The 14,108-nt window shown below is 52.8% G+C and carries 11 protein-coding genes; 10 read left to right on the forward strand and 1 reads right to left on the reverse strand.

Annotated features, from left to right (window positions below; translation table 11 throughout):
• Window positions 1-323 precede the first annotated feature (323 nt).
• From kduI to ABEV74_RS06165, 5 genes are all read left to right on the forward strand, one after another.
• Window positions 324-1,157 (forward strand): 5-dehydro-4-deoxy-D-glucuronate isomerase, encoded by an 834-nt coding sequence (gene kduI, locus ABEV74_RS06145; protein ID WP_430144409.1) that lies wholly within the window; start codon window positions 324-326, stop codon window positions 1,155-1,157.
• 72 nt (window positions 1,158-1,229) lie between these two features.
• A complete protein-coding gene (locus ABEV74_RS06150) occupies window positions 1,230-1,985 on the forward strand; it encodes a DeoR/GlpR family DNA-binding transcription regulator (protein ID WP_213530180.1) in 756 nt (251 codons plus the stop codon).
• A 44-nt stretch (window positions 1,986-2,029) separates the two neighbouring features.
• A complete protein-coding gene (gene kduD / locus ABEV74_RS06155) occupies window positions 2,030-2,785 on the forward strand; it encodes a 2-dehydro-3-deoxy-D-gluconate 5-dehydrogenase KduD (RefSeq protein WP_430144413.1) in 756 nt (251 codons plus the stop codon).
• Between the two features lie 377 nt (window positions 2,786-3,162).
• Complete coding sequence (locus tag ABEV74_RS06160; protein ID WP_430144416.1) at window positions 3,163-3,966, forward strand: CAP domain-containing protein; 804 nt, start codon at window positions 3,163-3,165, stop codon at window positions 3,964-3,966.
• Window positions 3,967-4,045: 79 nt separating this feature from the next.
• A complete protein-coding gene (locus tag ABEV74_RS06165) occupies window positions 4,046-4,696 on the forward strand; it encodes a 3D domain-containing protein (protein WP_235593364.1) in 651 nt (216 codons plus the stop codon).
• Between the two features lie 97 nt (window positions 4,697-4,793).
• Here ABEV74_RS06165 and ABEV74_RS06170 read toward each other — a convergent pair whose 3' ends face one another.
• Entirely contained in the window at window positions 4,794-5,810 is a 1,017-nt protein-coding gene (locus tag ABEV74_RS06170) for a polysaccharide deacetylase family protein (RefSeq protein WP_430144418.1), read from the reverse strand.
• A 150-nt stretch (window positions 5,811-5,960) separates the two neighbouring features.
• Here ABEV74_RS06170 and ABEV74_RS06175 point away from each other — a divergent pair, with 150 nt between their 5' ends.
• The 5 genes from ABEV74_RS06175 to ABEV74_RS06195 all read left to right on the forward strand — a co-directional run bounded on the left by ABEV74_RS06175 (window position 5,961) and on the right by ABEV74_RS06195 (window position 13,947).
• A complete protein-coding gene (locus ABEV74_RS06175) occupies window positions 5,961-6,923 on the forward strand; it encodes an alpha/beta fold hydrolase (RefSeq protein WP_430144421.1) in 963 nt (320 codons plus the stop codon).
• A 234-nt stretch (window positions 6,924-7,157) separates the two neighbouring features.
• Entirely contained in the window at window positions 7,158-8,864 is a 1,707-nt protein-coding gene (locus ABEV74_RS06180; protein ID WP_430144423.1) for a sensor histidine kinase, read from the forward strand.
• Window positions 8,857-10,266: a response regulator transcription factor gene (locus ABEV74_RS06185; RefSeq protein WP_430144426.1), complete on the forward strand. Its 1,410-nt coding sequence runs from the start codon at window positions 8,857-8,859 to the stop codon at window positions 10,264-10,266. Before ABEV74_RS06180 ends, ABEV74_RS06185 begins: the two co-directional genes overlap by 8 nt.
• Window positions 10,267-10,293: 27 nt before the next feature.
• Window positions 10,294-11,934: an extracellular solute-binding protein gene (locus tag ABEV74_RS06190; protein ID WP_430144429.1), complete on the forward strand. Its 1,641-nt coding sequence runs from the start codon at window positions 10,294-10,296 to the stop codon at window positions 11,932-11,934.
• Window positions 11,935-12,288: 354 nt separating this feature from the next.
• A complete protein-coding gene (locus ABEV74_RS06195; RefSeq protein ID WP_430144432.1) occupies window positions 12,289-13,947 on the forward strand; it encodes a glycoside hydrolase family 66 protein in 1,659 nt (552 codons plus the stop codon).
• Window positions 13,948-14,108 lie beyond the last annotated feature (161 nt).

Here is a 14,108-nt window from a genome sequence, read left to right on the forward strand (position 1 = left end):
TTCGCAATCAGGCGCCCGGCGAGGGTGGCGTGAGCGAATAAGGCCCTGGAGGTTCGCAATTAGTTGCCCAGCGGTCGGGTGGCGAGGGCGAATAGAACTCCGGCCGCCATCCTGTTTAAGCATTTATCGCGAATCAGTATCGTCCTCAGACAGGGACGACGGAGTCGTTTTTCTTAAAACTGTGGGGCTACAAGCGGGAGAATGCCGGGATTAGTGGAAAATCGACTCGGAACGGTAAATCACACTACCCAAATAAACGTAAATAAACTATAATGAACGTAAATGAACGTTCTCGTTATAAACCAATGGAGGATGATGCAGGAATGGAAATTCGGTACGCCTCTCACCCCGAGGAAGTGAAGCATTTCGATACGGAACGTCTGCGCAAGGAATTTTTGATTGACACGTTGTTCGTGCCGGACAAGCTGACGGCCGTATACTCGCATGTCGACCGGTTTCTCGTCGGCGGCGCGCTGCCGGTGAATGAACCGGTGAAGCTGGAAGCGGACAAGAAGGAGATGGGAAGCGACTATTTTCTGGAACGACGCGAAATCGGCATTATCAATATCGGCGGGGCGGGCATCGTAACGGCCGACGGCGTGCGCTACGAGCTGGCGCCGCGCGACTGCCTGTACATCGGCCTCGGTACCCGCGATGTCACGTTCGCCAGCAACGATGCGGCCAATCCGGCGCGCTTCTATTACAATTCGTCGCCTGCGCATAAGTCGTATCCGACGGTGAAGGCGGCCATTGAGGAAGCGGCTCCGGTCCATCTGGGAAGCCTCAGCACCTCAAACGAGCGCACGATTTACAAATATATTCACGGCGGCGGCATCCGGAGCTGCCAGCTCGTCATGGGCATGACGCTGCTGAAAGACGGCAGCATGTGGAACACGATGCCTTGCCATACGCACAATCGCCGTTCGGAAGTATATCTATATTTTGACATGCCGGAGGACGGCGTCGTGTTCCATATGATGGGCGAGCCGCATGAAACCCGCCATCTGGTCGTGCGCAACGAGCAGGCGGTTTTCTCTCCGAGCTGGTCGATCCATAGCGGCGTCGGAACGACTAGCTACACCTTCATCTGGGGAATGGCCGGCGAAAACCAGGAATTCGACGATATGGATCCGGTCGCGATGAAAGATTTGAAATAAAGGTGTATGCGTTTTGCGCCTGAAATTTGATGGCCGGACCCCCAATTCGAAAGCGAAAGCGGTTGAAAATAGATGCATGCCATGAAACGATACGAACTCATTATGGAACGGTTGATCGAGCGCAAAGAAGCCACCGTCGGCGAGCTGAGCGAAATGCTCGGCGTATCGGGCAAGACGGTGCGGGAAGATCTCGGCAAGCTCGAGGAGCGGGGGCTGCTCGTCCGCGTGCACGGCGGCGCCGTGCTGGCGCAGAGCAACCAGTGGGATATTTTCCCGAAGCGGGAGCCGATCGTCAGGCAAGCGGCGGAGAAAGCGGTCATCGGCCGCCGGGCGGCGGCGTTGATCGAACCCGGCGACATTATTGCGCTGGACGGGGGCAGCACGACGCTGGAAATCGCCCGGCTGCTGGACGATGCGCCGCTTACCGTCATTACGAACGACGTGTTTATTATCCGCGAGCTGGCAAGCAAGGAGCATATCCGGCTCGTCGTTCCCGGCGGACGCCGCGTCCGCAACATTTTGACAGGTCCGGAAGCGGTGGAATATGTACGGAAACTGAACATCCGCAAGGCGTTCATTTCGGCGACGGCGGTCGATGCGCAGATCGGGCTGTCGATCTATACGAGCGAGCTGGCCGATTTCAAGCGGGCGCTCGTCGAAACGGCCCATGAAGTGATCGCTGTCGCCGATCATACGAAATTCGGCCAATGCGCGCTGATCACGTTCGCGGCGATCGACGAGCTGGATGCGATCGTCACGGACCGGAAGCTGCCCGCCGAGCAAGCGGCGGCATACCGGCGGCCGAAGCTGAAAATCATCGACGAATAAACGGCAGCTGCAGAACGAATGGAAAGAAAGGCGGTATAACGGACATGACGAATCGTTTTGATTTGAGCGGCAAGAAGGCTCTCGTCACCGGAACGTCCGGAGGTCTCGGGCAGGCGATGGCGGTCGGTCTGGCGGAGGCGGGAGCGGATGTGGTGCTCGTTTCCCGCTCCGACAGCGGCGAAGCGGTCCGCGCCATCGAGGCGGTCGGGCGGCGGGCGGTCCATCTGGCCGCCGATCTCGGCGAACTGGACGGCATCGGCGATGTCGTCCGGCGCGCGATAGAAGCTTTCGGCGCGATCGACATTCTGGTCAACAACGCCGGTATTATCCGGCGCACGCCGGCGGCCGATCATGCGGAGCAGGATTGGCATGACGTCATTGACGTCAATTTGCATGCCGTATTCCGGCTGTCCCAGCAGATCGGACGCCATATGATCGAGCGCGGCAGCGGCAAAATCATCAATATCGCCTCGATGCTGTCGTTCCAGGGCGGCATCAACGTTCCGGGCTATACAGCCAGCAAGCACGCGATTGCCGGACTGACGAAGGCGCTTGCGAACGAATGGGCGGGCAAGGGCATTCAGGTCAATGCGATCGCGCCGGGCTATATGGCAACCGATAACACGGCGGCGCTGCGCGCCGACAAAGCGCGGCACGACTCGATACTCGAACGGATTCCGGCCGGCCGCTGGGGAACGCCGGAGGATATGAAAGGTCCTGTCATCTTCCTCGCATCCGCGGCTTCCGATTACATGAACGGCCATATCCTTTGCGTGGACGGCGGCTGGCTGGCCCGCTGATAGGCACGGACGTATAGCGAAAAAACACTCTGTCGATTGCGGCAGAGTGTTTTTTTACGCCGGTAGCGCCTTACAGGTGCGCTATGGGCCGCGCGGCGACGGCATACAAACGAAGCGGAATGCCGGATAAACTGGCTGATTTCGGCATTATGCCGGTCAAGCGAGCCTCGTTAATGCGATGTTATGCACCTTAAAAACATTAGCTTTTTCTCATCCGGATTCGGTCGAATGTCGGCAAATCAACAAATTTCGATGAACAGATTCTCATAATCGAGATTTGGCATTTATTGTGTGATCTGCGCCGGTTGTTCTCATGTTACGATAATTTTCGTGAGGGGCCAAGCAGCCCGAAAAAACGAGCATGGGAGGAAACATTCATGAAATGGCAACCGATTCGGTTGGGGATTGCTAGTCTCGTCATCGCTGGCATGACAGTAGCAGGAGTCGGAGCGACGGCGAAACCGGCGGAAGCCGCACCCGTCGTGAAGTGGAACTTCAGTGCACCGATTAAGATTGACAACAATACGCTTAAACAAATTGCAGATAAATATGGTATCAATCTCGATGATATCAATCTTGGTAACATTGACCTTGGTGGAATCGATCTTGGCCAAGGCAATTGCTTCCCGAATCTGCCCGGACAACCCGGCGGAGCAAATGGCGGCAACGGTGGCGCAGATCAAGGCAAAGCCGGCAACGGCGGCGCAGATCAAGGCAACGCCGTCAACGGCGGTGCGAACCAAGGCAACGCCGGTAATGGCAACAACGGTTCCAACGGCAATGCCGGCAACACCGGAGGTTCGACGGTAGCCCAGGATCAGTTCGCCCAGCAGGTCGTAACGCTGGTTAACCAGGAACGCGCCAAAGCAGGACTGCCTGCTCTGCAGTCGGACCCGTTGCTGACGAAAGTCGCGCTTGAAAAAGCGAAAGACATGTCGATCAACAATTACTTCAGCCACACGTCGCCGACTTACGGATCGCCATTCGATATGATGCGCTCTTTTGGCGTGAAGTATTCTTACGCAGGTGAGAACATCGCTTCCGGTCAACGTTCTCCTCAGGAAGTAATGGACGCCTGGATGAACAGCTCGGGTCACCGTGCCAATATCCTGAGCAAAAACTTTACGAAAATCGGGGTTGCGTACTACAAAGGCCAATGGGTGCAAATGTTCATCGGTTAAGCCAGTTTGAGGATATGCGCCGCCGGTACGTCGACGGCGCATATTTTATTACGCTGAAACAGGAGGTTCAATGGTACGAATGGTAAAATTAGTCCGGCGGACCGTTGTAACTGCAACGTCGCTCGCCCTCGCATTCGCGTTATCGGCTTCGGCTGCGACCGCTTCCGCAGCAACCAAGACACATACGGCAACGAATCACGATACATTCTGGAAGCTTTCCCGCCAGTATAATGTCGACTTGAACAAGCTGATGAAAGCCAATCCGACGATCGATCCGCTCAACATCTATGCCGGGTTGAAAATCAAAATTCCGGCAACCGGCGCGGCATCGGCGAATACGGTCAAGGCCGCTTCCGCTTCCAAAGCCGCTCAAAATACGAAAACCGTCAAACTGAACGGCAAGACGATCGCCTACAAAACGGCGATTAAAGCAAAAGCGACGGCATATACGGCATCCCATGAGGAAAACGGCTGGGGACCGGTCGATTACTTTGGCAATCCGCTCAAAATCGGCACGGTAGCGGTCGATCCCAAAGTTATTCCGCTCGGAACGAAGCTTTATATTACCGGCTACGACTATAACGGTTTGCCGCAGGGCGGTTATTACGCAACGGCGACGGATACGGGCAGCGCGATCAACGGTTACCGGGTCGATCTGTTCGTCGGCGGCAGCCGCCAGCAAGCGAGCCAATTCGGTATTCAGTATATTAATGTTTATGTTCTGGAATAATCGCATCGACACCGGAATTTGTCAACGCAAGGACAAATTCCGGTGTTTTGCGTTTTACGGGCAGCTTGCAGCAACAGGTAGACTTGGCAAAACAGCGTTACGTCCGATGCGGCCTGCCGACAGACGGCAAGCCGAGCAGGTCGGGCACCGTCACAAGCTCGTATCCTTCGTTGCGGAGCATGGCGATCAGGCCGGGGAGCGCTGCGATCGTTCCCGACAAATCCTGACCGACGCCGCCGCCGGCATGCTGCAAAATAATGGAGCCCGGCTGAAGCGTTTTGCGCACATTTTTCAAGATTTGATACTGGTTTATGCCTTTCCAGTCGACGGAATCGACATCCCAATTGACGACGATGCGGCCGTTATCCCGCGCCCACTGCAATTGTCGGGACGAAATTTCGCCGTACGGAGGCCGGATAAGTCGCGGCTCGGAACCGGTCAGACGGGACAAAACGGTATCCGTCGTCCGGATCTCCTTGATGAACGATGCTTCGGACAAGGCTGAAAATGCGGCATGGCCGTAAGAATGATTGCCGATGGTATGGCCTTCGCGGTGAATGCGGCGAACGAGTTCCGGATATTTGACCGCTCGCCAACCGACAACGAAGAACGTCGCTTTCACTTTATGCTTGGCGAGGATGTCCAGCACTTGTCCCGTAAAACGAGGGTCCGGCACATCGTCGAACGTGAGCGCCACCTTCATCGCATTGCGGGGACCGCTGATGACGAATACGCCCGGGAAGCGGCGCTCCAGCAACGTCCAGCTTGGAATGTCTCGCCGTTGGCGTGGCTTTGCCTTGTATTCGGCGCTGGTGACGCGGGTGCCCGCTTGCCCGGCTGAAACGAATTGCGCCGGCGACGACAGGTATGCATTCGTATCCGAAGCCGCCCCGCGGTTGTGAAAGCGAAGCCCCGACATGTCGGCCGCGCTGCTTGAGTGAACGCGAAGCCCCGACATGTCGGCCGCGCTGCGCATGCCCGGCGCCTCGGCAGCACATGTCCCGAAGTTCGCCAGCAACGCCGATATGATGGCCAGCATCGGCACGATGCGGCTTACCGGCAGTTGCGGCCGCTTCATTCGAATGCGTGCGGCCGGCTCTTTCCTGCAAGTCATAGCTCGAACCTCCCGATTGATGCCAGTTGTCCGGGTTAGGATGTGCGGTTTGGTCCGATATCATGCAAACTCTTTACTTCCGGAACGCGAAAGCTTAACATAGCAAATGAAAGCGTTGTACTCCAAAACGAAATGAGGAGAAGAACAAGCATGCCACTGATTGATATGCCACTGGAGCAGCTTTACGCCTACCAGGGAAGAAATCCGCGCCCTGACGATTTCGATGCGTACTGGGAGCGGGGACTGGCGGAGATGAGAGCCGTCGATGCCCGGATCGAAATTGTGCCTAGCGATTTTACGACGCCCGCAGCGGACTGTTTCCATTTGTATTTTAACGGGGTAAAAGGCGCGCGCGTGCATGCCAAGTATGTCCGGCCGAAGGGAGCGAAGGAGCCGCATCCGGCGGTCGTCCTGTTTCACGGCTATACGGGAAGCTCCGGCGACTGGTTCGACAAACTGGCTTACGCGTCGCTCGGATTCTCGGTGCTGGCGTTGGACTGCCGTGGGCAAGGAGGGCGTTCGCAGGATTCCGGATCGGTCGTAGGCAACACGCATCGCGGGCATATTATCCGCGGTCTTGACGGCGAGCCGGACGATCTGCTGTACAGGCAAATTTTCCTCGATACCGCCCAGCTTGCCGCCATCGCCATGTCGCTTCCGGAAGTCGATCCGGAGGAGGTATACGCAGCCGGCGGATCGCAAGGAGGCGCCCTGGCCATTGCCTGCGCGGCGCTGGAGCCCCGCGTGAAGAAGCTTGCGCCGGTGTTTCCGTTTCTGAGCGATTATCGGCGCGTCTGGGAAATGGATCTGGCCAAAGGCGCTTACGAGGAACTGAGCACCTATTTCCGCATGTTCGATCCGCAGCACAAGCGGGAAGAGGAAATTTTCACCCGTCTCGGTTATATTGATATTCAACATTTGGCCAATCGCATTCGCGGGGAAGTGCTGTTCGGAGTCGGGCTGATGGATACGATCTGTCCGCCGTCTACCCAATTCGCGGCATACAACAAGATCACTTCGAAGAAAAGGCTGGAAATTTTCCCGGACTTCGGGCATGAAGGTCTTCCGGGCTTGCAGGACAAAATCGCCCGCTTCTTCCTGGGGTTGTATTGACGCAATAATCGGCGTTTCGGATCGCAGTCCTATGTCCCCTGCTCCCCAGCGCGGGCGGGGGATGTAGGATTATAGGCATGCCCTGCTTGCCGATTGAATCGTTTGGCATCGAAAGCGATCAAATCGGGGTTCAAAATTATACAAAAATTATACATATGATAAATATAAAAGGTCGGGTCAAATGAGCATAACCGCATATCTGAGTACGGAAGATCTTGAAAACAGGTGTCTTCCATGACTTTAAAAGCAAGAATATTTATCATTTTTTTATTCAGTTCGCTCGTTTCATTTATAAGCATCAGCATCATTTCTTATTTTACGATCAACTCCATCTTATCGAATAAAATTGAAACAGGCATTCGCAGCAACCTCAGGCAAGTGACGCTGTCTTTGGAAAAATCGATCAACAGTCTGAACCATATTTCCCAGCAATTCGCTTATGAAGGCACGATCGTAAGAGAGCTCGACGAGCTTATGCGAACCGAAGAACCGTTTCTCCGAATGAAGCTGCAGCACCAATTCAAGAAAAAATTGAACCTGATTACATTCACCAATCCGGATATCGGCCTGACATTGTATTATTTCGGAAACGATCAAAAATACCAATTTGAAAATTTACCGGTGAAATACAGCTTCTCTCCGAAGAAACTGCCTCTTTTTGCCGGATATTATGGCATTTCCTATTATGGACCTCATGAAAGCTTTAACCGGCTCGACAACCGATATGTGCTTTCGGCATTAAGAAAAGTGGATTTCCCCGGCAGAGACGATGTGTACGTCTATATCGAGATGGGCCTTCAATTGGTCCAAAATATGCCCGATAGTGATCAATCCAAAAATAATTTTTCCCATGTTATTTTGGATAACAACGGGAAAATCATCTATAGCGAAGTTCCGCGGTTATTCAGAAGCGGCACAACCTTCTCCGATTTTTCGAAAGGCGATACGTCCGGCTACAGCAAAGGTTATTACTGGTACAAGCAGGCGAGCAGTCAAGGCTGGAGCGTCGTATCGGTCATTGCGGAAAAAGATTTTAACGAAGAAAAAAATCGATGGATCGTCCAGATTTCATTATTCACCTTGTTCCTGATTACGGTAACATTATTGCTTGCATGGCTGCTGTGGAAGATGGTATACAAGCCTCTTAACCAGTTCCAGACGGAAATCAAAATGATTACGCAAACGCAAACCAACGCCAACCTCGAACAGACGAAGATACCGGAATTTCACACGTTGCTGCGTCAATTTCAAAAAATGAAAAAACAAATATGGGACTTGTTTCATGAAGTGAGAGAAAAAGAGAAGCAACGGGTCGACCTGGAAGTGGAAAAACTGCTTTATCAGATCAATCCTCACTTTTTGATGAATACGCTCGATACCGCGCACTGGCTTGCAGTCATGAACGGGCAGCAAGAGCTCGATCGTCTGATCCAGTCGTTGAACAAATTATTGTATTACAATTTGGGGAAATTAGGACGGCCTTCTACCATTGAAGAAGAAGTAGACGCGATAAAACAATATTTGACGCTGCAGCAAATCCGATACAATTTTCAATTCGACGTTCGCATTCATGTGGACGAGAACGTATTAAAAATACCGGTTCCCCGCTTCATTTTGCAGCCGCTCGTGGAAAATTCGCTCTATCACGGATTGCAGGACGACGGGTACATTCGGATAGACGTCCGTTTGAATCAAGGCATCGAGATCGCGATTCATGATAACGGCTCGGGCATGTCGGAGGAAACCGTCCAAAAATTGCTGCATAGCAGAACGGCCGGACAGCAAAAGGTCGGACTTGGAATCGGCTTGAATTATGTGAAACGGACGATCGAGTCCCGATATGGAGATAAAGCCGGGCTGGAGATAAAGAGCGAAATAGGGAAAGGGACAAGCATCTATCTAACGTTGCCGATTGAAGAGGTGAGAACGCAGCATGATTAAAGTACTCGTGGTGGAAGACGACAAATTGGTCCGAAAAGGGCTCATTTCGGTGATGCCGTGGCAGCAATTCGGGATGCAGGTCGTCGGCGAAGCGAATAACGGAGAGAAAGCGCTGGAATTGCTGGAATCGCAGGCTGTCGATTTGTTACTGACGGACCTCGCCATGCCTGTAATGTCCGGGATTGAATTGATGAGGATCGTCCGCAAGCGATTTCCCCATGTTCATATCGTCGTTCTGACTTTGCATCAAGATTTCGAATATATCCAGGAAGCGCTCCGGCTGGGGGCCATTGATTATATTGCGAAGGTGGAGCTCGAGCAAGATCAATTGGATGAAGTTCTGGGGAGGATCGCAATCCGGATTCAAGAACAGTCGAAGCACAGCGACGTTCAACATGTTCAGCACGAATTCGCGCCTCTTGCGTCCGACCGGGGATATGCGGTCGTTTGTCTGAACGGCGTTTCGTATCGCGAGTGGGCCGACAATTTGAAACTCTCTGCGCACGTTCGCATCATCGAAGCGGACCGGAGCAGTTGGCTGCTGCTTTCCGAAGAAGGGGATGACCGTAATCTTTCGCAGCAATTATCGAACAACGTGAGCGCATCGGAAAACGGTGTTTTGGTCGAATTATCCGGTTTGGCGGGATGGACCAGGTCAGAAGTGCAGCGATGGATAAGGGATTTTGCGGAGAGGGAATTGTTTTATCTTTATCGCCCCGACTGCAAGATTATCGCGATTTGCATTCATAAAGGCTATCAGCAGCTGGCAGAACCTGCGGAAGAAGAGCTGGAATCGCTGAAAGATTTATGGCTGTCCGCCGAATGGCTTTATCATGACGGGTTGTTTGCCAAACTCGTCCGGGAAATCAAGCTGCTCAGACTGCCGAAAGCGAAGCTGCTGGGGCTGTTATACGCCTTTGTTAACGAGTGGAACCGCTTATATTCCCAACCGATGCTCGGGAAAATTACGCTGAAGGAACCGGTCCATTCGTGGTTTCAAGTCGAGCAGTGGCTGGTCGGCATCCGCGAATTGGTCCGGCTTGCGGTACATAAAACCGGTTACTCGCAGCAAATCGTAGACTGCATTCTGAAAGCGGAACAATTCATGCGTTCCGAAATGGATCAGCCGTTGACTGCCGCCTATGTGGCCAGAAGGATGAATATGAGCCGCAGTTATTTCAGCCAGTGCTTTAAAGATATTATCGGTAATACGTTCAATGAGCATCTTCGGATGATCCGTATGGCAAAGGCAAAGCAGTATCTGCTTTACACGAACAAAACGATTCAATGGATTGCGCAGCATACCGGGTATATGGACGACAAATATTTTAGCCGCACTTTTCGGGAATTTACGGGAATGCTTCCGAGCGAATACCGGCTCAGCAAACGTGCGGAAGCGTAAAACGATGCCGATAGCAAGAGGTAACGCATGCTGAACAAAAGCGCCGCAGTATTCATTTTCGCATTGTTGATTGTGATCGCAACTTGCAGCAGATCAAATATACCGGACTCCGGCTCCGCTTTGGTAACCGACGAACATCATCCGTTCGGGAAATACGAGCAGCCGATTACGCTGCGCATCGGAATGGGAGTAGACCCTACTTTCAAGTCATACACCGGGGAGACCCCGGCCCGTAATCCTTGGGTTACGGCCATTAAAGATACGCTCAATGTGAACATCAAAATTGATTGGATGGTCGCCAACGAGAATATGGAACAAAAGATCGATTTGGCGATCGCCAGCAATACGCTGCCGGATGCGATGGTGGTCTCCCAATTTCAATTAAAGCAAATGGTCAAAGCCGACGAGCTGGCCGATTTGACGGAAGTGTATCATCGTTACGCATCGCCTGTCATGAAACGCATTATCGACAGCACAAACGGGAAGGCGATGGAACACGCCACGTTCGACGGCAAAATGCTCGCCCTTCCATCCGTCGAAGCGGAAGATATCAGCATGATGTGGATTCGTCAGGACTGGCTGGACCGTCTCGGCCTTCAGCCGCCCGCAACGATGGAGAAGTTGGAGCAAACGGCGAGAGCTTTCGTCGAGAGAGATCCTGACGGGAACGGCCGGGCGGATACGGTCGGCATCGTCACAGGCCCTTCTCTTTATGACGATTTTCATTCCGGTCCCGGCAGCTTTAATTTAAATCCGGTCTTTTCCGCCTATAATAGCTACCCCGGCTTTTGGCTGAAAAGCGCCGACGGAAAACCGGTCTACGGATCGATCCAGCCGGAGACGAAAGCAGCGCTTGCCAAGCTTCGCGATCTGTATGGCAGCGGGTTGATCGATCAGGAAATGGGGATTCGCGAATCGCCCGCAGAAGCCGTGATCGACGGCAAAGGCGGAATATTTTTTGCGCCTTTCTCAGGGGGATATTGGCCGGTGCCGGAAGCTTTGAAAAACAACCCGCGAGCCAATTGGCAGGCTTACGCCTTGCCGCTCGATGCTGACGGGCATTTTAATGCCAAAATGTTTAAGCCGACGAAATCGTTTGTGGTCGTCCGTAAAGGCTATGAATACCCTGAAGCGGTAATCAAAGTGGCGAATTTGATTTTGCGGGACGAGTACAAATACGGGATAGACTTTCAGCCATTGCGGATTACGCTTGCTCCCCGCGATGAAATTTCGTTTTCTGTAAAAGCACTTCATGACGTGATGGCCGGGGAAAGCAAGCCCGAGGATTTTGCCGATAAAGTCGAATATTCGTTGCTGCATAACGACTTGAACGCCATCAAAAATACGAAACTGGCTCCCTACGATCGCACCGATATTCAATACTGGAATACGCGGGGCAGCAATTTCAAACGAGCCTATTCCTTGCTGGTAGGCGGGAGAAATCTGCTCGATCCGAATCTGAACAAAGTGAGCAGCATCTACTATTCGCATACCGAAACGATGGAGACGCAATGGCGCCATCTTGTGGACGCGGAGATGGATTTGTTCACGCAGATTATTATGGGGGTCGCGCCGCTCGAAGCCTTCGACCGATGGGTCGAAGAGTGGAAAAGACAAGGCGGCGATCGGATTACGGACGAAGTGGCGCAAGCGATGATGCAGAGATAACCGGTTCCTTCTCAGGGACCGGTTTTTTGTATGAGCGGATGCGGAACTTGCGACGACGTTAGACAAATGTCGTCGGACAAGGGGGAGAAATGTCGTTACGGTTGCAGTCATTTTTCTACCTGAATTCGCTACCGCTTCCTATCTAGTATTCCGGCTTTTTACCTTATGCTAAAGATAAACTGTCGGATTTCAATGGCGCAGATTGGAGATGACGGAATGAAATTCAATATGGCGAGAGCGAGACGTTGTGCCATCGTATTGACATGCTGTATGACAGCGTTCGCTACCGGATGCAGGATAAGCGGGAAGAAGGACATTGAAATAGATACCGCTCAGGCGGCGGGAGAAGGCATAATGAAGTGGATCGCCACCGACAAAGCGGCCTATCGCCCGGGAGAGCCCGTGAACTTTACGCTTCGGCTCCATCCGTTCGAACCCGATACCAAAGTGCTTGTTCAGTATCGTCATCTCGGCGCGAAGATCGGCGAACGGGAAATGAAAGCGGAAGGGGAACGGGTCGTCTGGAGCTGGAAGCCGCCGAAAGATGACTTCAGAGGCTATATGGCGGAAGTATTCGTTGTAAAGCATGACCGGATCGCGGACCACCTTAATATTGCCGTCGATGTTTCCTCCGACTGGAGCAAATTTCCGCGTTACGGTTATTTGGCGGATTTCCACAAGATGAGCCGGGAACAGATGGAGAGCGTGATCGAACGTCTGAACCGGTTCCATATTAACGGAATCCAGTTTTACGATTGGCAATACAAGCATCACGATCCGATCAAACGGGTCGGCGGCAAGCCGGCGGACATGTGGCCGGATATTGCGAACCGTCCGGTCGCTTTCGATACGGTGAAGGGCTATATTGATCTCGCGCACGGCAAAAATATGAAAGCGATGAATTATAACCTGATATTCGGTGCATACGAGGACGCGGCGGAAGACGGCGTGAAAACAGAATGGGGGCTGTTCAAAGGCCGCGACCGAACCGATCAGGACAAACACCCGCTTCCGGGCTGGGCAAGCGATATTATGCTGTACGATCCCGGCAACCCCGAATGGCAAAACTATCTTATCGGGAAAGAGAAAGAGGTGTTCAACACGCTGCCTTTCGACGGCTGGCATGTGGACCAGCTGGGCGATCGGGGGATGTTGTTCGATGCAGCGGGGAAAATGGTCAATCTTCCGCAAGGCTATGTTTCGTTTCTAAAGACGGCAAAGAAAAACCTGGACGTCGCGTATGTCATGAATGCAGTCGATCAATACGGGCAGGGCTTGCTGGCGGCGCTCGCGCCCGTTGATTTTCTCTATACCGAGGTTTGGTCCTATCCGAAGTATGACGATTTGAAAGCGGTGATCGATCGAAACAGCCAATCCAGCAGAAACAAATTGAACACGGTTCTCGCCGCGTATATGAACTACGATCATTCCAAATCCGGACGGGGGCAGTTTAATCCGGCGGGCGTTTTGCTTACGGACGCGGTCATCTTCGCCTCCGGCGGGGCTCACTTGGAGCTTGGGGAAAATATGCTCTCCAACGAGTATTTTCCCAACAAAAATTTATCCGTGTCGCCCGAATTGGAAGCGCAGCTGATTCGCTATTACGATTTTCTTACGGCGTACCAAAATATTTTGCGCGACGGTCTGGAAGATTCGAAGCTGAAAGTTGCGGGATCGGGCGGGCCGGAAATATCGGCAAGAGCCGAACAGGGCAAAATATGGTCCTTTGCAAAGCGAAAGAATCGAAGCGATATCATTCACTTTATCAATTTCACCAGCGCGACAACGATGGATTGGAAAGACAACGAGGCGAATCAGGCCGAGCCGGAAGAGCTTCGGGATGTGAGCGTCATCTTTCCGGCGGACCGGAAGGTCGGCGGCATCATGTTTGCTTCTCCCGATTATTACAACGGTTCGCCCGTGCCGTTGACGTTTGAACAGCAAGACGGACAGGTGTCATTCAAGCTGCCGAAATTGAAGTATTGGGATCTGGTCAAAATCGACTACAAATAAACGGCATTGCCGCATCGTAGACAAATGTTCGACAGATAGGGAGAAACATGTCGTTCGCCTGCAGAAGGCAGCTGCCGCCGCTTCGAAACTTGCAATCATTTGTCTATCCTAACTGGCGACCGCATTCTATCTTAGCGACAGTTTCTTTCACTTTATAATAA

The sequence above is a fragment of the Paenibacillus cisolokensis genome, from assembly GCF_050481165.1.
GTDB classification, from domain to species: Bacteria; Bacillota; Bacilli; order Paenibacillales; family Paenibacillaceae; genus Paenibacillus_AH; species Paenibacillus_AH cisolokensis.